The organism is Streptomyces hygroscopicus subsp. hygroscopicus, assembly GCF_030269125.1.
In the GTDB taxonomy this organism is placed as follows: Bacteria; Actinomycetota; Actinomycetes; order Streptomycetales; family Streptomycetaceae; genus Streptomyces; species Streptomyces hygroscopicus_C.
Genome location: NZ_BSSM01000001.1, coordinates 664,985 through 684,260 on the forward strand (window position 1 = coordinate 664,985; position 19,276 = coordinate 684,260).

Here is a 19,276-nt window from a genome sequence, read left to right on the forward strand (position 1 = left end):
CCCGTGCCCGCGCCCCCTCACGCCGCCTCGGCGCCCAGCTCGAACCACACCGACTTGCCGACCCCGTGCGGCCGTACACCCCAGGCGTCCGCGAGGGACTCCACCAGGACCATGCCCCGGCCGTGGGTGTCGTCGTCCGGATCGGGAGTGCGCACCCGGGGTCTTCGGGGCACGAAGTCCCGCACCTCCACGCGCAGTCCGCCGGGTACCACGACCGCCGTGAGGACGGCGTCGTCGTCGGTGTGCACGAGCGCGTTGGTGACCAGTTCGCTGGTGAGCAGCTCGGCGATCTCCGACCGTCCGGGCTTGCCCCAGTCCCGCAGCAGCTCGCGCAGCTCCCGGCGGGCCTCCGGCACGGCCCGCAGATCCGCCCGCCCGAGCCTGCGCCACAGCCGCTGCGGCGGCTCCACGGCCCGCCCGCGGCGCTCCCGCGCGTCGGTCCGGTCCCGGCGCTCTCGCCCGTCCCGCCGGTCCCGCACGTCCTCCACGGAGTCCGCGACGGGAGTCCGCACCAGCCGCCCCGGCGACTCCCCCGTGGCCCCGGCGGTCCCCGCGGTCTCCATGACACCGCCGGGAACCTCCCCCAGGGTCTCCCCCGTGCCGTCCCCCGGTTCCGCGGAGGGGGCCCCGGTGGTCACGGGACCGCCCCCTCGTGCCTGCCTCTTCATGGCCCCCGCCCGCACGCCGCTCGAACCCTGCCCCTCCTGGTCGAACACGTTCACGGGGGGATGCTTGCCCAGTGGACCAACGGCCAGTCCTGGGGCCGGCCCGATGACCGGCGGTTCGGCCACCTCCCGGGCCCGCCACACCCGGGCACGGGGCGCGGGCACGGACCGCGGGACGGCCTTCCGGACGGCCACCTGACGCCGCTGACGCCCCGTGACGGCCGGTCAGCCGCGCCCGGCACAGCCGGTCGGCAGGCCGTCACGGGCCGTGAAACTGGCCGAAATTGACTCCCCGGTCCGGGTGGTGTCAGGGCCGGGGCACGTTGCGCAGGTTGGAGCGCGCCATCTGGACCATGCGGCCCACCCCGCCGTCCAGCACGATCTTGGAGGCCGACAGCGCGAACCCGGTGACCATCTCGGCGCTGATCTTCGGCGGGATGGAGAGGGCGTTCGGGTCGGTGACGACGTCCACCAGGGCCGGGCCCTTGTGCCGGAACGCGTCCTTGAGCGCGCCGGCGAGCTGCTTGGGCTTCTCCACCCGCACCCCGTACGCCCCGCACGCGCGGGCCACGGCGGCGAAGTCGGGGTTGACGTTGGCGGTGCCGTACGCGGGCAGCCCGGAGACCATCATCTCCAGTTCGATCATGCCGAGCGCGGAGTTGTCGAACAGCACCACCTTGACCGGGAGGTCGTGCTGCACCAAGGTCAGGAAGTCCCCCATCAGCATGGTGAACCCGCCGTCCCCGGACACCGACACCACCTGCCGGCGCCGGTCGGTGAACTGCGCGCCGATCGCCATGGGCAGCGCGTTGGCCATCGAGCCGTGCGAGAACGAACCGATGATCCGGCGGCGGCCGTTGGGCGAGATGTAGCGCGCCGCCCACACGTTGCACATGCCGGTGTCCACGGTGAACACGGCGTCGTCGTCGGCGACTTCGTCGAGTACGGCGGCCACGTACTCGGGGTGGATCGGGACGTGCCGGTCGACCTTCCTGGTGTACGCCTTGACCACGCCCTCCAGCGCGTCGGCGTGCTTCTTCAGCATCCGGTCGAGGAAGCGCCGGCTGGTCTTCTCCGCGACCCTCGGGATGAGGCAGCGCAGCGTCTCGCGCACGTCGCCCCACACCGCGAGGTCGAGCCGGGAGCGCCGGCCGAGCACCTCGGGCCGTACGTCGACCTGCGCGATCCGGACGTCGTCGGGCAGGAAGGCGTTGTACGGGAAGTCGGTGCCGAGCAGGATCAGCAGGTCGCACTCGTGGGTGGCCTCGTACGCGGCGCCGTAGCCCAGGAGTCCGCTCATGCCGACGTCGTACGGATTGTCGTACTGAATGAATTCCTTGCCGCGCAGGGCGTGTCCCACCGGGGACTTGACCTTCTCGGCGAACCGCATGACCTCGGCGTGCGCCCCCGCCGTGCCGCTGCCGCAGAAGAGGGTGACCTTGCCGGCCTTGTCGATCATGTCCACCAGGGCGTCGATCTCGGCGTCGCCGGGGCGCACGGTGGGCCGTGAGGTGACCAGGGCGCTCTGCGCGGCCTTCTCCGGGGCGGGTTCGGCGGCGATGTCGCCGGGCAGCGAGACCACGCTGACCCCGCTCTGGCCGACCGCGTGCTGGATGGCGGTCTGCAGCAGCCGGGGCATCTGCTTGGCGCTGGAGATCAGCTCGCTGTAGTGGCTGCACTCCTGGAAGAGCCGATCGGGGTGGGTCTCCTGGAAGTACCCGAGGCCGATCTCGCTGGAGGGGATGTGGGAGGCGAGGGCGAGCACGGGGGCCATGGAGCGGTGGGCGTCGTACAGGCCGTTGATGAGGTGGAGGTTGCCGGGACCGCAGGAGCCGGCGCAGGCGGTCAGCTTCCCGGTGATCTGGGCCTCGGCACCGGCCGCGAAGGCGGCGGTCTCCTCATGGCGGACATGCACCCAGTCGATGCCGGAGTGGCGGCGGACGGCGTCCACGACCGGGTTGAGGCTGTCGCCGACGACGCCGTAGAGGCGGCGCACGCCGGCGCGGGCGAGGATGTCGACGAACTGTTCGGCTACGGTCTGCTTGGCCATGTTCTCTCGTCTGCCCCTTCCGAGGTCCCGGACCCGTCCCTGGTTCCCGGTTCCATGGAGGCACACAAGGGGCCTTCACGCCTCCCACAGGGCCGCCGCCGTGCGGTCGTCGGCGTAACCCTTGACCCGTACCCGGGCGTCGGCGAGGAAGGCGGCGAGTCCCGGCGCGCGGCGGCCGGACCAGCGGCGGGACAGATAGGCGTTCAGCGCCGGCTCACCGCGCAGCGGCTCGGCCAGGCCCGGCGTGCACATCATCAGCGCATCACCCGGGCGGGCTAGCGAGACCCGGAAGCGGAAGGGGTCGCGGGCGGGCTCCGGCGGCGGCTCGGGCACGGGGTCGTACGCCCCCGGCGGGCCGGGGAAGCCGAGGGCGGGGGTGAGGCGGTCGTCGCCGGGCGGACCGGGCGCCTCCTCGTGCGGGGCGGCGCCCGGCTCGATGTCCCGCCAGGTGCCGTCCCTCAGCAGGAAGAGGCCGCCGTCGCCGACGCCGAAGAACACGCGGGTGCGGCAGTGCGGGTCGGCGGGCAGCAGCAGGCAGCGCAGCGTGGCCGTGTACTCCGGCGGCTCCACTCCCCGTGCGGCGGCGCTCTCCCGGAGCCGGCCGAGGCTGCGGTCGGTCAGCCGGTGCAGCCCCGCCTTGAGGTCGGCGCGCCGGGTCGCGCGGATGTCCTCGGCCAGCCGCCGGTGGCTGCGGCCCACCGCCCGGCCGATCCAGCGGCACGCCTCCGCCGCCGCCAGGTGCGCCTGGGGGGTGGCCCGCGCGCCGGTGGCCATCGCGACGAGCACCAGCGCGTGTTCGCCGGTCCCGAACCGCGCGGTCAGCAGCGCGTCCCGGCGCGGCTCGCCCCGGTAGCGCGCCGAGTCCCCGCGCACCGACGCGGACCGCAGCGTCCAGCTCCCGTACCGGGCGCCGTCCACCACCGTGTCCGGCACCAGCTCCCCCAGTTCCTCCGGCTCGGCGACGGGGAGGGCGGTGGGCTCGGGGTCGTAGGTGGGGGGTCCGGAGCCGACGTAGTCGAGGCCGGAGTCATGGGCCGGCCCGGGGGCGGGGTCGTACGCCGAGTGGTGGGCCGAGGCGGATTCGGGCGCCGGGCGCTGGGCCGGGAGGACGGGAAGGGCCGGGACATCGGGCGGGGTGGGGACCTCCGATGGAGCCGCAACGTCAGGCGGGGCGCCATGCGGTGGAGCCGGGACGGCTCGCGACAGGGGAACGTCAGCCGGTTCCGGGAGGTCGGGCGGCGGAGGGACGTCGACCGGTTCCGGGAGGCCGGGCGGGACGCCATGCGGTGGAGCCGCAACGTCGCACGACAGGGCAACGTCAGCCGGTTCCGGGACATCGGGCGTCGGAGGGACGTCGACCGGTTCCGGGAGGTCGGGCGGGACGCCATGCGGTGGAGCCGCAACGTCGCACGACAGGGCAACGTCAGCCGGTTCCGGGACATCGGGCGGGGCGGGGACGTGCGGTGGAGCCGGAGCGTCGGGCGGGACGGCGCGCGGTGGAGCCGGGACGTCGGGCGCCACCGGGTCATCGCCCGGCACCCGGACGCCGGCGGGCCCCGGGGCTCCGGGCTGCGCGGGAACGCGGGCGGGACTCCGGACGACGGCGGGTCCCGGGGCGTCTGGCCGGGCGCCGGCGGGTCCCGGGCCATCGGCGGGTCTCCGGACGCCGGCCGGAGCCGAGGCATCGGACCGCACCGGGACGTCGCGCCGAGCCGGCCCGTCCGCAGGTCCCGGGATGTCCATGGGTCCCGGGATGTCCATGGGTCCCGGGGCGTCGGCGGGTACCGGGGGATCGGGCGGGGCCGGTCTCTTCCGGACCGTGTTCCGTACCGAGGTGAAGCGGTCGTCCAGGGAGTCGGGCGCGGTCGTCGGGCCCGTGTCCCCGGTGGAGTCGTCGTACAACCGCCCCCACCAGTCGTCCTCGGGACGGGCGGTGGGCCTTCCCCCCTGCTGGCTCATGCCCTGATTGTCACCACGCGGGCGGGCGGAAAACGGGGCATCGGGAAATTCCCGCGCGCACGCCCGCGCGCGACGGCGTGTCGAGGGATGGTCCGGACAGCCGTACGAAAAGGGTGGCGGCCGCCGGGCGGTCCCACCCCCCACGGGGAGACCGCCCGACGGCGTAGGAAGTGGCCCGGCGCCGTGTCCCGGACCGGACCATGTCGGCCACCCGCCCGGTGGCCGGATCGCGGCGTACTCGTCCTGCCGCGGTGAGGCCCACCTTGGCAGAGGCACCCGCGGTGCCGCGATGATGGGCGGCGGCGGGTTTACGCCGTGGCCGGTTTCCGCCAGCCGCGGTCCTCCGCGACAGCCTGTTCTCGGACGGCCGGTGCACGCACGGCCCGCTCCTCAGGTGGCTGTAGACATGCGGTACCCGGGTACGCAGGGACTCGGGTGCGCGAGGGAACCCAGGGGAGGGGCGCGGGGCGATGCTGGCGGCGATAGGGCTGGACGAGAGGCACGAGGCGGCGTACCGGGCGCTGGTGGCGGTGGGCGCGGCCGATGTCGCCGATCTGGCGCGGCGGCTGGCGCTGGGGACGCAGGAGACCGAGCGCGCGTTGCGGGGGCTGGAGCGGCACGGACTCGCGGCCCGTTCCTCGGCGCGGCCCGGCCGGTGGGTCGCGGCGCCGCCCGCGGTGGCGCTGGGCGCGCTGCTGACCAGGCAGCGGCACGAGTTGGAGCGGGCGGAGCTGGCGGCGGCGCTGCTCGCGCGGGAGTACCGGGCGGCGGCGGCCGAACCCGCGGTGCACGACCTGGTGGAGGTGGTGACCGGTGCCTCGGCGGTCGCCCAGCGCTTCCTCCAGCTCCAGTTGGGCGCCGCGGAGGAGGTGTGCGCGCTGGTGACCGACAACCCCGTGGCGGTCTCCGCGGCGGAGAACGAGGCGGAGGAACAGGCGGCCGCCCGCGGGGTGCGGTACCGGGTGGTGATGGAGCGGGCGGTGCTCGATCTGCCCCGCGCGTTCGAGGGGCTGACCGAGGCGCTCGGCCGGGGCGAGCGGGTGCGGGTGGTGGACCGGGTGCCGACGAAGCTGGTGGTGGCCGACCGTGCGCTGGCGATGGTGCCCCTGACCTCGCACAGCGCGGAGCCGGCCGCGCTGGTGGTGCACGCGAGCGGCCTCCTGGAGCTGTTGGCCGGGCTGTTCGAGTCGGTGTGGCGCGCGGCGCTGCCGCTGCGGCTGAACACGGACGGCGCGGCCGAGGAGGTGCCGGACGGCCCGGACGCCACCGATCTGGAGGTGCTCTCGCTGCTGCTGGCCGGGCTGACCGACGCGAGCGTGGCCAAGCAACTGGACCTGGGCCTGCGGACCGTGCAGCGCCGGGTGAAGCGGCTGATGGAACTGGCCGGGGTGACCACCCGGCTCCAGCTGGGCTGGCACGCCCACGAGCGCGGCTGGGTCGCCCGCGAGCGGCGGGACTGATCCCGCCGCCGGCTTCGCCGGTCCGCCGGTTCTCCGGCACCCTGGGCAGATGCACGCCCGGGAACTCCTGCCGGTCGGCGTGGTGGTCGCGTTCGGGCCGGCGGGTGTGCCGGTGCCCGGGGTGCCGGGGCCGTGGCTGGTGTGGGCCGGGGTCCTGTGGTGGGCGCTGAAGGATCCCCGCCCGCAGCGTGGACGGTGCCGCGGGCGCCACGGCGGTGCTGCTGCTCGCGCGGGTGGTGCGCTGGACCCTGCCGCCGCGCCGGCTACGCGGGAGCGGCGCGACGCCCGCGACGCCGGCGTACGCCGGCGTGGGCGCGCTGCTGAGCTTCGGGCCGCTGCCGGGGGTGGGGGCGGTACCGGGTTTCCTGGCCGGGATCGACCTCCACGAGCGGCTGCGCCTGGGCCGGCACGGCGAGGCGACGGCCGCTCCGCGCACGACCATGCGCACGGGCGGCTCCCGCGTTCTAACCGAACTGTTCGCGTGCCTGCTGATCGCGGGGGCGTGGCCGGCAGTGGCGCAGCGGGGGTGAAACGGCCCGCGCCGCACGGCCGTCGGCTGTCCCCGTTAGGTGCGCCGCCGGCGTCCGGTCCGGGCCGTACGACGCCGCGGTCGCTCCCGCGCCGTGCGCGGCCTCGGCGGTACGACGCCGGCGGTCACCTCTCCCCCGCGGGACCCCGGCTCCCCGTCCCGCCCAGCGCCCGCCGTACCGTCTCCGCCACCGCCGCCATCCCCGCGTCGTCGAAGTGCAGATGGTCACCGGGGTCGTAGGCCGCGAGGATGCGGTTCGGCCGGGTGGGGTCGCGGACGACCGCGTCGGCGTCGGCGACCGCGTCGAAGGCGCCGCCGGTGCGGATGAAGGTGTTGATCCGCTGGCGTACCTCCTCGCGGCCGTCCGTGTAGGCGGCGTACCCGAAGAACGGGGTGAGGGTGACGCCGACGACGCGGATGCCGCGGGCGTGGGCGCGGGAGACGAGGGTGCGGTAGGCGTCGGCGTAGGCGGCGGGGTCGTTCGCCGGGGGAAGGCCCTTGATGTCGTTGATGCCCTCGAAGACGACGAGGACCCGGGCGCCGGCCCGGTCGAGGGCGTCGGCGTCGAGGCGGGCGAGGGCGCTCGGTCCGGTGCCGTCGCGCAGCAGCCGGTTGCCGCTGATCCCGGCGTTGAGGACGCCGAGCCCCCGGTCGAGCAGCCGGGCGGCGAGCCGGTCCGGCCAGCGGTGGTTGGCGTCGGGGGTGGAGCCGGTGCCGTCGGTGAGGGAGTCGCCGAAGGCCACGACGCTGCCGGTGGCGTCGCCGAGGACGTCCACGCCGGTGACGTAGTACCAGGACTTGACGATCGTCTTGTACGACGATCCGCTTTCGTCATCGGCGTGGCCCGCGCCCTCGGGGGCCAGGTACCCGGTCTGCAGGGCGGTGGCGTGGTACGTGGCGCGACCGTCGTCCTCGGGGGTGTACACGGTCACGAGGAGGTCGGCGGCGTCCGGCACGGCCAGCGGCACCCGGTCGCTGACGGTGTCCCGCCCCACCGGGACGGTGGCGGTGGCGGCGCCCCGGAAGGTGACGGCGCGCAGGGTACCGGGTACCGCGTCCGGTCCGGTCGCCCGGCGCAGCGCCACGGTGACCGCGCCGAGCCGCAGGGGCTTGGTGCCGAGCCGGTTGCTGAGCCGTACCCGGACGGCGGTGCCGCCGACGCTGAGATGGACGACGTTGCGGACGGCCGCGCCGGGCACCGCGGCGATGGTTCCGGAGGGAGCGGTTTCCCAACTGCCGCTCCAGCGCGCCGTGTCGTGCCCGGCGCCGGGTGCGGCGGCGGTGCCCGCGGTGGCCCTCGCGCCGGGCAGCACCAGTGCCAGCAGCAGGACCGTGAGGACCCGTCCCACCTTGCCCATGTGCGCCCGCCCTTCCCCGTGATCCGCCGGAGGCGACCGTGTCACAGCACCGGCCCGCGTCGCCGCACGTCGGCCGCGATTCCACCCGCTCGGCCCAATGGACGGTTGGCCGCCCTTCTTTCCACATGACCTCCGGGACGACGGGCACGCGACGCGTTCCCAGGACTCCTCGACAGGTGTCCTCTCGCCGGCAGACCGCTCTCGGCTCGGCCCGTGACGCGGTTGGCCTCCGCGATCCTCGACGAGCCGCCGTGCGGCCGCGGCGGTCACGACGGCCGACGCGAAGGCCGGGAACCGGTCAGCCTCGGCGTGCTTCGTGCCGCGATCGTCCCCCGAGCAGGGCCTGGCCGAGGGGCGTCGCGACATGCAGGACCGAGGGCCCCTTCCGCCGGGTCGTGACCAGGCCCGCCTCGCGCAGGACGGAGGCGTGGTGGCTGGCGGTTCCCGGGGAGACGCCCGCGGCGCGTGCCAGCGCGGTGGTGGTGCGTCCCCCGACGGCGTTCCTGAGGATCGCCGCCCGGGTGCGGCCGATCAGGCCCTCGAGGGAGGTGCCGGCCGGCTCTCCCCGGGTGTCCGGTGTCAGGGTCGTGCCGGTCCGGTGGGCCATCGGGTACACCACGACCGGGGGCAGGGTGGGGTCCCTGAGGACCGTGGGGGCGCCCCAGCAGAAGTAGGAGGGCAGCAGGAGGACGCCCCTGCCGTCGAGGTGCAGGTCGCGTTCGCCGAGCGGACCGTGGACGGTGAGGACGGGGGATTCCCAGACCAGCAGGGGGTGCAGGGTGCTCAGCAGGCCGGACACGCCCTGTTCGGCAAGGGTGTGGCCGTGGGCGGTCCGCTCGGCCTCGAAGCGGCTGCCGATGTGGGGCCAGTACGGCTCCAGGGCCGTACGGAAGTAGGCGCGCACGCCCTCCGACAACTGCCGTACGGCTTCCCGTTCGCCGTCGGCGAGCGCGCGTGCCCAGGACGGCAGTGGCGGCCCGGTCCGGGCCAGTTCGGTCAGGTCGTGGCGCAGGCGGTGGCGTGGAGTGGCCAGCAGGGCGGCGACGCCCGATTCCAGGCCGCTCTCGCCGGCGGCGGGGGTCAGGAAGTCCGGGGAGTAACCGGTGGGCGGGGCCAGGCGGAGGATCCGGCGGGCGGCGGCGCCCAGCGTCACGGGGGTGGCGCGGCGCCAGCGCCCGTAAACGGCCGGGGCGTCCGCGGACCGCAGGACGTGCATGCTCAGCAGCGACTCCCACATGGGGTCCGGTGCCTGGGCCGTGCGGACCCGGGTGAGGTCGTCGGTGCTCAGGTGCATGCGCAGTGGCATGGGGAACCTCCCGGGGAGCGTGACCCGGCTGCCGTCCGGGCGGGCCGCTCCCCCGTACCTCGGTGACGGGACGTCGCATGACGCTAGGCGGCGGGAGGGTTGTTCACCGGGCGGTGCGCCGGTGCTGAACAAGCCGAATGGTGACCGATCCGGTGCCGGCCCCCGAGGAGCTCGACCCCGCCTTCCCCGGCCGGGGCCCCGCGTAGGGTGATGTCCGAGGTATCTGGCATGTACACATAGGTGGGGGACGGGGTGGGGGATGCGGGATTCCGGTCGTACGGGTCGGCGCGAGAGTCCGGTGGACCCGGGCGCGGGGAAGGTGGAGCTGTTCGCATCGGAATTACGGGCGCTGCGGCAGCGCGGCGGAGCCCCCACCTACCGGGAGATGGCGCGGGAGGCGGGATACTCGATCGCCACGCTCTCGCAGGCCGCGGCAGGACGGCGGTTGCCGTCGCTGCCCGTGACCCTGGCCTACGTCAGGGCCTGTGGCGGGGACCCCGGGGAATGGGAGCGGCGATGGCGGCAGGCGGCCGAGGCGGAGGCGGCGGAGCGGGCCGCCGCCCACGACGACGGGACTCCGCCCTATCGGGGGCTGGCCCGCTTCGAACCGGGTGACGCGGGCCTGTACTTCGGCCGCGACGACCTCGTCGCCCACCTGGCGGAGCGATGCCGCGAGCGGCGGTTCACCGCCGTCTTCGGGCCCTCGGGCAGCGGGAAGTCCTCACTGCTGCGCGCCGGACTGATTCCGCGCCTGCGCGACGCGGACGGCACCGGTCCGCGGCCGGCCGCCGTCCGCGTGCTCACTCCCGGGCCCCGTCCGCTGCGCACCCACCGCGAGCGGCTGGACCCCGCCCCCGGCGCCGACGGCGACACCTGGCTGATCGTGGACCAGTTCGAGGAGCTGTACACGCTGTGCGGTGACCCGGCCGAGCGGGCCGCGTTCGTCGACCGGCTGCTGGCCGCCCAGGACCCGGACAGCGGGCTGCGGGTGGTCGTCGCGGTGCGGGCCGACTTCCTGGGCCGCTGCACGGAGCACCCGGGTCTGACCGCGGCCCTTCAGGGCGGCACCGTGCTGGCCGGACCCATGTCCCGCGAGGAACTGCGGCAGGCGATCGTGAAACCCGCCACGGTGAGCGGGCTGATCGTGGAGCGCGCCCTGACCGAGCGCCTCCTGTCCGCCGTGGAGGGCGAACCCGGCGCCCTGCCCCTGATGTCGCACGCGCTGCTGGAGACCTGGAGGCACCGCAAGGGCCGCATCCTCACCGAGGCGGCCTACGACGACGCGGGCGGTCTGCACGGAGCCATCGGCCGCACCGCCGAGGACGTGTACCTCGGTCTCACCCCGGCGCAGGCCGAGCTGGCCCGCCGTATCCTGCTGCGCCTGGTCGCCCCGGGCCAGGACGGCACCCCCGACACCCGCCGCCCCGCGGACCAAGCCGAACTGGAGCTCGCCGGCGGCACCGAGGGCGACGCGGGGAGCGTGGTGGAACGGCTGGTCCGGGCTCGGCTGCTCACCGTCGACGCGCCGCCCGGCCCCGGCCCGGCGGGGCCCCTCGACGTCGTACCGGGCGCCCCGGCCGGCGCAGACCGCCCCGGACAGAGCACGGCCCCCGCCGGCACGATCGAGCTGGCCCACGAGGCCCTGATCGCCGCCTGGCCCCGCCTGAGCGACTGGATCGACGCCGAGCGCCACCGCCTGCGCCTGCACCGCCGGCTCACCGAGGCGGCCAGGTCCTGGCAGGAGGCCGGGCAGGACGCCGCGCTACTGCACCGGGGCAGCCAACTGGCCGCGGCCGAGGAGGCGTTCCCCGCGGAAGACCAGTCCCTGCTCACCCCCGCGGAGCGGGCCTTCCTCACCGCCTCCCGCCACCAGCGCCTGCGGTCCGTCCGGATGCGCCGTACCGTGACCGCCCTGCTGGCCGTGCTCGCCCTGCTGGCCTCGACCACCGCCGTGGTCGCCTTCCAGCAGCGCGCCACCGCCCGGTCCGAGCGCAACACCGCCGTCCTCGCCCGCGTCACCGCCGAGGCCGACGGCGCCCGGTCCACGCAGACCTCCCTGGCGGCGGCCCTCGACCTGACGGCCCACCACATGCGCGAGGCCCCCGACACCTACACCCACCTGATCACGGACGCGACCACCCCCCTGTCGGTACCGCTGCTCGGCCACACCGACATCGTCACCACGGCGGTCTACTCCCCGGACGGCCGCATCCTGGCGACGGCGGGCTACGACCACACCATCCGCCTGTGGAACGTCACCGACCCGGCCCGCCCCAGGCTCGTCGGCCGCCCCTTGACCGGCCACGCCAGCGCGGTCGACGCCCTCGCCTTCAGCCCCGACGGCCACACCCTCGCCAGCGCCGGATACGACCACACCATCCGCCTGTGGAACGTCACCGATCCAGCCCGCCCGAGGCTCGTCGGCCGCCCGTTGACCGGCCCCACCGAGGCCGTCAACCAGATCGCCTTCACGCCGGACGGCCGTACCCTCGCCGGCGCGAGCGACGACGGGACCGTACGGCTGTGGAGGCTCACGGCTCCCGCCACCGCCCTGGGCGCACCCCTGACCGGTCACACGGACGAGGTCAACTCCGTCACCATCAGCCGGGACGGGCGCACCCTCGCCGACGGGAGCGTCGACGGCACGGTGCGGCTGTGGCGGATAGCCGACCCCGCGCACCCGGCACCGCTGGCCCGGCTGACCGTGAACACGGCGGGCGTCTACCAGGCGGTGTTCAGCCCGGACGGGGCCACCCTGGCCGTCGCGGGCAACGACGGACTCGTACGGCTGTACGACGTGACGGACCCGGCCCGCCCGAAGGCCCTGGGCGAGCCGCTGACCGGCCACACCGCCGCCGTGTGGTCGGTGGCCTTCAGCCCCGACGGCCGCATCCTCGCCAGCGCCGGGTACGACGACACGATCCGGCTGTGGAACGTCTCCGACCCCGCTCGGCCGATCGCTCTCACCGCACCGCTGACCGACCACACCGACGGCATCTGGTCGGTTCGGTTCAGCCCCGACGGCCACACCCTCGCCAGCGCCGGATACGACCGCACCGCCCGGCTCTGGACCCTGCCGGCGGGTCTGCTGGCGAGCCGCAGCGCCCTGTCGGCCACGGCGTTCGGCCCCGGCGGCCGTACCCTCGCCGCGGCGGGCGACAACGGCCTGCTCCAGCTGTGGGGCACCGGCCGGGCCCGCCCCGTTCCCCTCGGCCCCGCCCTCCGCGGCTTCTCCGGCACCGTCACGTCGGTCGCCTTCGCCCCGAAGGGAGGACTGCTCGCCGCCGCCGGGGACGACGGGGCCGCACGGCTGTACCGCGTGACCGATCCGGCGCACCCCGTGCCGCTCGGCGCGCCGCTCGCCGGCCCGGGGGGCCGGATCGACACGATCGTCCTCAGCCCCGACGCGCGCACCCTGGCCGCCGGCGCGGCGGACGGCAGGATCCGGCTGTGGGACCTCGGCGACCCTGCCAGGCCGACCCCCCTGGGCACCCCCCTGACCGGCCACACCGACGCGGTCACCTCCCTCGCCTTCAGCCCCGACGGCCGCACCCTCGCCAGCGGCGCGGAGGACGACACCGTACGGCTGTGGACCCTCGCCGGCCGCCGTCCCGGCCTGCTCGGAAAGCCGCTGACCGGGCACGAGAACCGGGTCATGGCCGTCGCGTTCAGCCCCGACGGCCGCACCCTGGCCAGCGCCGGTGTGGACCGCTCGATCCGCCTGTGGAACGTCGCCGACCCCGCCCGCCCGACCGCCCTCGGAAGCCCCCTGACCGGCCACCGGGACTGGGTCACCTCCCTCGCCTTCAGCCCCGACGGCCACACCCTCGCCAGCGGCAGCAACGACCGCACCGTCCGCCTGTGGGACGTCGGCGACCGCACCCGCGCGAGCGCCCTGGGGCAGCCCCTGACCGGCCACACCGACGCCGTCGTCTCGGTCGCCTTCAGCCCCGACGGGCACACGCTGGCCAGCGCCTCCTGGGACACGACCGTACGGCTGTGGGACCTGCGCGCGGACCGGGACACCGCGCGGATCTGCGCGGCGATCGGCCCCCATCTGACGCGGGCTCTGTGGAACCGCTACGTCGGACAGCCGCCGTCCTACGACCCGCCGTGCCGGTGACCCCGGGCCGTGCGGACGGGCGAGGAGGGCGTCGGCACCGTCTTCGCCGGGCACCGCGTGCGCCGGGCAGTCGTCCCCCCTTCCCGGGCCGGAGGCCGGAGACGACGAGCCGGCGGGCCCCCGCTCCCCGCGAGGCGCCCGCCGGCCCGCACTCCCCTGCCGCGGTCAGCAGGGGTTGGGAACTCCGCCCGTCGCGTCACCCTTGAGGTAGACCGCACTGACGAAGAACGAGGGGTGAAGCGATCCGTCCTCCCAGCGGGCCCTGCCCAGCGACACCCAGACGTCGTTCGTGACGCCGTTGTCGGTGATGGTTTCCCCGTGCGTCCAGCACAGCCCGAGGGCGGTCTCCCCGGCGTGGAAGGTGCCCATGGAGGCGGAGCCTCTGGTGGGCGCGAAACGCTCGTTGACCGTCTCGTAGGCGGTCACCATCGCCCCGTCCTGGGCGGTGGCGGTTCCGGCCCAGGCGGAGCCCGCCGTCACCGTCGCGCCAGTGACGGCCAGGGCCAGGGTGGCCACCGTGCGTGCTGCCGTGCGCATCATGTCCCGCTCCTCCCGGCTCCCGTGTCAGCAGTTGTTCGCGTACCAGACGGGCGAGAAGTCGTACGCGCTGTATCCGTAGATGGTGCCGCTCGGGTCGCGTCCCTTGATGGTGCCGATGACGCGGTACTCCTGGTCCTTGAACCGGACGACCGTACCGACGGTCTGGGCGTTCCAGGCCGATCCGAAGCCGTTCCACTGGGCCAGCCGGTAGTCCCGGCAGACGTACAGGTCGAAGCGGGTGCCCCTGTAGTTCGGCTCCGTGTACAGGCACAGCCTGCCGAACGCGCAGTCCGTCCCGTCGCCCCTGGCCGGGACGCCGTCGACGCCTTCGACGGTCGCGAGCGAGTTGTCACCGGCCGCCGTCGCCGACGCGGCCGATGCCGAGCCCACCAGTCCGCCGCCCGCGAGCGCCAGTGACGCGAGCGCGAGCGCCGCTGCCTTACGCAATGCCATGGTTCCCCCTGTTCGCGGTGGATCCCGCCGTGTCAGCCGGATCCGGTACGCATGAGGATGTCCCGGCCCGGAGCACGCGCACCACGCTTTTCGACCCTGGTCGAAAGGCGACGCGGAGGCATCGGCGACTCGGCCGCGCCCAGGACACCGACGTGCGGACCGGTCGTTCGTGGATCGCGCGCACACCCGCCGTACGCCCGGACCGGCACGCCCCACAGGACTGCGACCGGCTCACCGCCGCGCCGGACCGGCGGGAGACCACCGTCGTGCCGCGTCTTCGCGCGTACGCCGCAACCGGCGCCCGCAGGTGGGCTCGGTGGAGCAGGGCAGCCGGGCGGACTGCCTCGCCGTGTCTTCTTCGGGGCCGAGACGGGCGCGGCGTCCGCGGACCGGTTCCTGGAGCACCTGCGCCGTGTGGCGCCACTCCCCGCTTCCGGCGAGGACAAGGAGCCGATCACCGGACTCCTCCTCGTCAGGCCCCGAGTCACCCCGGTTCGCTCCGTGGTCCGCGAGGGCTGCGGGCGGCTGCCCGCGGACGCGCCGGGCCTCTGGTCCCGGCCCGAGCGGCGGCTGCCGCCTCCAGCGGGGACCAGCCGTCGAGCCGCACCTCCGGGTGCCGGCCGCGGGTCAGCGCCACGTCGAGCAGGGCCCGGACGGCGCCGGGTTCGTGAAGGTTCGGGGAGGCACTCCGGACCTCTCCCACGGCCCCGGATCCCAGGCGAGCCCCGCCCGGGACATACCTGCCGGGGCCCTCGGTGAAGACGATGCGCAGGGGGCCGCCGACGCCGGCCGGCCGCGGGTACAGCGTCAGGGTCTGGCGGCAGACCGGCCGCCGTCCGCCACGCCGTGGCGGTGGCGCAGCGTCCACGGGTACGTGCGCGCGTCGGCAACCAGCCGACGGGGCCTCTTCGAACGGCGGGGCACGAGGCCCGGGGTACGCGGGTCGCGTCCGCTCTCCCGGAGCCCGAGTACCCGAAGACCGCGCTCGTCGTGGACGACGTCGTGCGCGTCGGTCCCGGGCGGGTGCGCGGTGGGGACATCCGCGGCGAGGCCGCACCCCTCGCCGGGCCGCACGGCTTGGGTCCGGGGCTCAGCGAGGAGGTGGTCCGGATCCGTCGGAGCCTGGTGCCCGGCCGGGGACGTGAGGAAGCCGCGTCCCGGTCCGGCCCTGTTCGGTGTCGGCCATGAAGTCGAGCATCGCCCGGTTGGTCGCCTCGGCGTGGTCGATCTGCGGGCCGTGCCCGGTGTCCGCGATGATCTCGGCGCGGGCGCCCGGCACGAGACGGGGGACGCGCTCGGCCTGCCGCTCGGGGTGCACCAGCAGGCTGCGCCGGCCGAGCAGCAGGTACAACGGCGTGCGCACGGTGGCCAGTTCGGCGTCGGTCAGCGGTTTCGGCGCCGGGCGGCGGATGCGGTAGGCGCGCACACCGGTGCGGATCATGGTGCGCAGTTCGGGTACGACCAGCACCGGTTGCTCCAGCCAGGACGCGAGGCGGGGCCGCAGCGCCTTGGGGGCGAAGGTGGCGAACAGGCTGATGAAGATCCAGACGAAGAAGCGCAATCCGACCTTCTCCAGGCCGCCCGGGTCCAGCAGTGTGACCGAGGCGAGCCGGTCGGCCCGGCGGTGCGCCTGGTTGAGGGCGAGCCAGCCGCCGTAGGAGCTGCCGACCAGGTGCACCCGGTCGAGGCCGAGCCCGACGAGGGTCTCGTCCAGCCACCGCGCGGCGCGCTCGGGCTCGTGGAGGGGGGCGCGGTGCACGCTGCGGCCGGGGTCCCCGGGGGTGTCGACGGCGTAGACGGTCCGCTCGGCGACGAGGTCGCGGGTGTTCGGGTACCACATCGCCGAGCAGCTGCCGGCGCCGTGCAGGAGGACGACGGGTATGCGGTCCCGGGCTGCCGCGTCACGGTCGCCGCCGGGGGCGGCCGGGGGGTCGTACCGGTAGACGTGCGTGGTGCCGAAGGACGTCTCCACGTCCTCCTCCCGGGACGCGGGCGCGCCCAGCGCGTAGAGCGCGTCGCAGGCGGCGAAGTAGCGCTCGCGCCAGGCGTCGCCGACGTAGCGGCCGACGTCGGCCGGGGGACGGACTGCGGGCTTGGACACGGCCACCTCCGGGGCAGTCGATTTTCGTGATACGAACGTATCACAATGATGGTACGGCTGTACCATCAAGGCGACCGGACTGCGGGAGCGGAGGAGGGCGGAGATGCCCAGGCGCGTGGACCACGCCGAGCGGCGGGCCGAGATCGCGGAGGCGCTGGTGCGGGCGGCGGGGCGGCTCGGACTGCACGCCGTGGGGATGCGCGACGTCGCCGCGGAGGCGGGTGTGTCGCTGCGGCTGGTGCAGTACTACTTCGAGTCCAAGGAGAAGTTGCTGCTCTTCGGGCTCCAGCACCTGGCGGGGCGGTTCGGGGAACGGGTGAGCGCGCGGATCGCGGCCGCGGGACCCGATCCGGGACCGCGGGCGGTGATCGAGGCGCTACTGGCGGCCGCGCTCCCGGTGGACGCGGAGAGCCGTACGTTCCACCACCTCTACACCGCGTACGCCGTCCTCTCGGTGACGGACGAGGCCCTCGCCGCGCAGCCCTTCATCAAGGACCCCGACGCGGCCGAGGCGACCGTGACCGCCCTCCTCCGGCGGGCCGCCGGCGCCGGCCTGCTGCGCCCCGGCACGGACCCGTCCGCCGCGGCCGCCGGCCTCCTCGCCCTGTCCGCGGGACTCGGCACCGGCGTCCTGGTCGGCCAGCGCACCGCCGGGTCCGCGACCGCGGTCCTCACGTACCACCTGGACCGGATCTTCCAGCCGGCCGAAGAAAGCGGCCGGCCCCGCCGGTCCGCGCCGGCGCACGCCGACGCCGCCCAGGCCGCCTCCCGGGGCGATACGGCTACGCCGTGAGCGCGCCCTCCAGGGTCAGCAGGTGGATCTTGCGGTCGAGGCCGCCCGCGTAGCCGGTCAGGGAGCCGTCGGAGCCGATGACGCGGTGGCAGGGGCGCACGATCAGGAGGGGGTTGGCGCCGAGGGCGCCGCCGACGGCGCGAACGGCCGCGCGGGGTGCGGCGATCCGGGCGGCCAGGCCGCCGTAGGTGAGGGTGGTGCCGTAGGGCACCTCGTCCAGGGCCTCCCAGACCCGCTGCCGGAAGTCGGTGCCGTGGGCGCGCAACGGGAGCCGGAACGCGCGCAGTTCACCCGCGAAGTAGGCATCCAGTTGCTCCCGCGCCGCGGCGAACGGACCGGGATCGGCGCGCAGTCCGTCCGGGACGGCCCGCGCGCAGTGCAGCGAGGTCAGCGCGCCGTCCGGGTCGGCGGTCAGGAGCAGCCGTCCGAGGGGGGTGTCGAGGTGGGTGTAGCAGCCGGCGGCGTTCATCGGGACGATTCTCCTGCCACGTAGAGGTGTTGTACGGCATACGTCCGCCAGGGACGCCAGGCGTCGGGCGCCCGGACACCGGGCGGGGGCACGTCGGGGTCGCCGAGCGCGCGGGCCCGGATCACGGCGGCCGTGGCCGGGTCCATCCCCGGCAGCGCGCGCAACTCCCGCTGCGCGTCGTCCCGGTCGGCGCCGGGGTCCAGCCGCAGGGCGCCGTCGGCGAGGGCGGCGGCGAGGGCGGCGAGCGGTGCGGGTGCCGCTCCGGCCTCCGCGAGCGCCGCCGGTTCCGGAAAGAGGTGGGTGAGGGTGCCGTTCGGGGTGTCGAGCCGCTTGCCGCACTCCTGGACCAGGCGCCCGCAGCCGGCCGGCCCCAGCAGCGCGCGGGCCGCGGGTTCCAGGGGGTCGACGGCGCCGGGGGCGCGCAGGCCGGGACGGGCCGCCACCAGGGGGGCGAGGCGGGGGTCGGCGCACAGGCGCTCGTCGATGGCGTACGGATCGGCGTCGAGGTCGAACAGCCGCCGCAGCCGCTGCACGGCGGTGGTCAGGTCCCGCGGGTCCGTGAGGTGCAGGTGGGCGTCCAGCCAGCCGCCCGGATGCGTGCCGGTGCCCGTGCGCGGGGCACGCGGGCGCTCGGCGACGGCGGCGATGCCGGTGCCGTACGGCAGCCGCAGGGTGCGCCGGTAGGTGCGCGCGCCGGGCCGGCCCGTGACCTCCTCGATCCCCGGCACCGCCTCCCGTGCGAGCTGGTCGAGGACGGCGGCGGCCTGGTACGGGCCGCGGTGGGCGAGCCGCAGCGGGATGCCGGTGCCCGCGGTGGCCCGCCGGGCGCCGCCGCGCGGAGCGGCGGCCCGCACCTCGGTCGGCGTCGCCGCGTACACCTCGCGCACGGTCTGGTTGAACTGGCGCACGCTGGCGAACCCGGCCGCGAACGCGATCTCGGTCACCGCCAGCTCCGTGGTCTGCAGCAGCACCCGTGCGGTGTGCGCCCGCTGCGCACGGGCCAGTGCCACCGGCCCCGCGCCCAGCTCGGCGGTGAGCTGCCGCTGCACCTGCCGGGCGCTGTAGCCGAGCCGCGCGGCGAGCCCGGCGACGCCCTCGCGGTCCACCACGCCGTCGGCGATCAGCCGCATGGCCCGGCCGACGACGTCCGCGCGGACGTTCCACTCCGCCGACCCGGGCACCGCGTCCGGCCGGCACCGACGGCAGGCCCGGAACCCGGAACGCTGGGCGGCGGCGGCCGTCGGGTAGAAGCGCACGTTGCGCCGTCTGGGTGTCACCGCGGGGCAGCTGGGCCGGCAGTAGATCCCGGTCGTCTCGACGGCGAAGAAGAACGCCCCGTCGAACCGCCCGTCCCGGCTGCGCACCGCCTCGTACCTGCTGTCCTCGTCCATCACGGGTTCCAGTGTGGCCCGTGGCCGCGGGTGCCGGCTGGCGGAAAACGGACACGCAGCTGAGGCGCCTTCGAGGAGG

General features: G+C 75.5%; 13 protein-coding genes and 1 pseudogene. 4 read left to right on the plus strand and 10 right to left on the minus strand.

Annotated features, from left to right (window positions below; genetic code table 11):
• Positions 1-17: 17 nt before the first annotated feature.
• The 3 genes from QSK45_RS02790 to QSK45_RS38295 all read right to left on the minus strand — a co-directional run bounded on the left by QSK45_RS02790 (position 18) and on the right by QSK45_RS38295 (position 3,648).
• A complete protein-coding gene (locus QSK45_RS02790) occupies positions 18-410 on the minus strand; it encodes an ATP-binding protein (RefSeq protein ID WP_285553384.1) in 393 nt (130 codons plus the stop codon).
• Positions 411-972: 562 nt separating this feature from the next.
• The gene (locus tag QSK45_RS02795; protein ID WP_285552831.1) at positions 973-2,715 is read right to left on the minus strand and encodes a pyruvate dehydrogenase; all 1,743 of its coding nucleotides are present in this window, start codon (positions 2,713-2,715) and stop codon (positions 973-975) included.
• A 75-nt stretch (positions 2,716-2,790) separates the two neighbouring features.
• Positions 2,791-3,648 (minus strand): protein phosphatase 2C domain-containing protein, encoded by an 858-nt coding sequence (locus QSK45_RS38295; protein ID WP_490993494.1) that lies wholly within the window; start codon positions 3,646-3,648, stop codon positions 2,791-2,793.
• A 1,496-nt stretch (positions 3,649-5,144) separates the two neighbouring features.
• Between QSK45_RS38295 and QSK45_RS02805 the strand changes: the two genes are divergently transcribed.
• Positions 5,145-6,134, plus strand: a complete 990-nt coding sequence (locus tag QSK45_RS02805; protein WP_285552834.1) for a helix-turn-helix transcriptional regulator — start codon at positions 5,145-5,147, stop codon at positions 6,132-6,134.
• Positions 6,135-6,183: 49 nt separating this feature from the next.
• Positions 6,184-6,664: pseudogene (locus QSK45_RS02810) on the plus strand (DUF456 domain-containing protein).
• 124 nt (positions 6,665-6,788) lie between these two features.
• On the opposite strand, the gene QSK45_RS02815 reads toward QSK45_RS02810, so the two are convergent.
• Together QSK45_RS02815 and QSK45_RS02820 are read right to left on the minus strand one after the other, a co-directional pair.
• A complete protein-coding gene (locus QSK45_RS02815; protein ID WP_285552835.1) occupies positions 6,789-8,021 on the minus strand; it encodes an SGNH/GDSL hydrolase family protein in 1,233 nt (410 codons plus the stop codon).
• A gap of 298 nt (positions 8,022-8,319) precedes the next feature.
• Positions 8,320-9,327 carry an ArsR/SmtB family transcription factor gene (locus QSK45_RS02820; protein WP_285552837.1) on the minus strand — a complete coding sequence of 336 codons (1,008 nt, stop codon included), beginning with the start codon at positions 9,325-9,327 and terminating at the stop codon, positions 8,320-8,322.
• Positions 9,328-9,586: 259 nt separating this feature from the next.
• Between QSK45_RS02820 and QSK45_RS02825 the strand changes: the two genes are divergently transcribed.
• Positions 9,587-13,450, plus strand: a complete 3,864-nt coding sequence (locus QSK45_RS02825) for an nSTAND1 domain-containing NTPase (protein ID WP_490993495.1) — start codon at positions 9,587-9,589, stop codon at positions 13,448-13,450.
• A gap of 165 nt (positions 13,451-13,615) precedes the next feature.
• On the opposite strand, the gene QSK45_RS02830 is transcribed toward QSK45_RS02825, so the two are convergent.
• The 3 genes from QSK45_RS02830 to QSK45_RS02850 all read right to left on the minus strand — a co-directional run bounded on the left by QSK45_RS02830 (position 13,616) and on the right by QSK45_RS02850 (position 16,550).
• Positions 13,616-13,990 carry an SH3 domain-containing protein gene (locus QSK45_RS02830; protein WP_285552841.1) on the minus strand — a complete coding sequence of 125 codons (375 nt, stop codon included), beginning with the start codon at positions 13,988-13,990 and terminating at the stop codon, positions 13,616-13,618.
• 24 nt (positions 13,991-14,014) lie between these two features.
• Positions 14,015-14,443, minus strand: coding sequence for a peptidase inhibitor family I36 protein (locus QSK45_RS02835; protein ID WP_285552842.1), 429 nt, complete (start codon positions 14,441-14,443; stop codon positions 14,015-14,017).
• A 1,090-nt stretch (positions 14,444-15,533) separates the two neighbouring features.
• On the minus strand, positions 15,534-16,550 hold the full coding sequence (locus tag QSK45_RS02850) for an alpha/beta fold hydrolase (protein ID WP_285552843.1): 1,017 nt from the start codon (positions 16,548-16,550) through the stop codon (positions 15,534-15,536).
• A 97-nt stretch (positions 16,551-16,647) separates the two neighbouring features.
• Here QSK45_RS02850 and QSK45_RS02855 point away from each other — a divergent pair, with 97 nt between their 5' ends.
• Positions 16,648-17,337 (plus strand): TetR/AcrR family transcriptional regulator, encoded by a 690-nt coding sequence (locus tag QSK45_RS02855; RefSeq protein WP_285552845.1) that lies wholly within the window; start codon positions 16,648-16,650, stop codon positions 17,335-17,337.
• Here QSK45_RS02855 and QSK45_RS02860 read toward each other — a convergent pair.
• Complete coding sequence (locus QSK45_RS02860) at positions 17,327-17,806, minus strand: methylated-DNA--[protein]-cysteine S-methyltransferase (RefSeq protein ID WP_285552847.1); 480 nt, start codon at positions 17,804-17,806, stop codon at positions 17,327-17,329. The genes QSK45_RS02855 and QSK45_RS02860 overlap by 11 nt on opposite strands.
• On the minus strand, positions 17,803-19,197 hold the full coding sequence (locus tag QSK45_RS02865; RefSeq protein ID WP_285553386.1) for an AlkA N-terminal domain-containing protein: 1,395 nt from the start codon (positions 19,195-19,197) through the stop codon (positions 17,803-17,805). The genes QSK45_RS02860 and QSK45_RS02865 overlap by 4 nt, the downstream gene beginning before the upstream one ends.
• Positions 19,198-19,276 lie beyond the last annotated feature (79 nt).

What these genes read in the sequence shown, in the direction of transcription:
- QSK45_RS02795 (WP_285552831.1), bottom strand. Translation starts at nt 2,715, where the DNA reads ATGGCCAAGCAGACCGTAGCCGAACAGTTCGTCGACATCCTCGCCCGC.
- QSK45_RS02805 (WP_285552834.1), top strand. Translation starts at nt 5,145, where the DNA reads ATGCTGGCGGCGATAGGGCTGGACGAGAGGCACGAGGCGGCGTACCGG.
- QSK45_RS02815 (WP_285552835.1), bottom strand. Translation starts at nt 8,021, where the DNA reads ATGGGCAAGGTGGGACGGGTCCTCACGGTCCTGCTGCTGGCACTGGTG.
- QSK45_RS02820 (WP_285552837.1), bottom strand. Translation starts at nt 9,327, where the DNA reads ATGCCACTGCGCATGCACCTGAGCACCGACGACCTCACCCGGGTCCGC.
- QSK45_RS02825 (WP_490993495.1), top strand. Translation starts at nt 9,587, where the DNA reads ATGCGGGATTCCGGTCGTACGGGTCGGCGCGAGAGTCCGGTGGACCCG.
- QSK45_RS02830 (WP_285552841.1), bottom strand. Translation starts at nt 13,990, where the DNA reads ATGATGCGCACGGCAGCACGCACGGTGGCCACCCTGGCCCTGGCCGTC.
- QSK45_RS02835 (WP_285552842.1), bottom strand. Translation starts at nt 14,443, where the DNA reads ATGGCATTGCGTAAGGCAGCGGCGCTCGCGCTCGCGTCACTGGCGCTC.
- QSK45_RS02855 (WP_285552845.1), top strand. Translation starts at nt 16,648, where the DNA reads ATGCCCAGGCGCGTGGACCACGCCGAGCGGCGGGCCGAGATCGCGGAG.
- QSK45_RS02860 (WP_285552847.1), bottom strand. Translation starts at nt 17,806, where the DNA reads ATGAACGCCGCCGGCTGCTACACCCACCTCGACACCCCCCTCGGACGG.
- QSK45_RS02865 (WP_285553386.1), bottom strand. Translation starts at nt 19,197, where the DNA reads ATGGACGAGGACAGCAGGTACGAGGCGGTGCGCAGCCGGGACGGGCGG.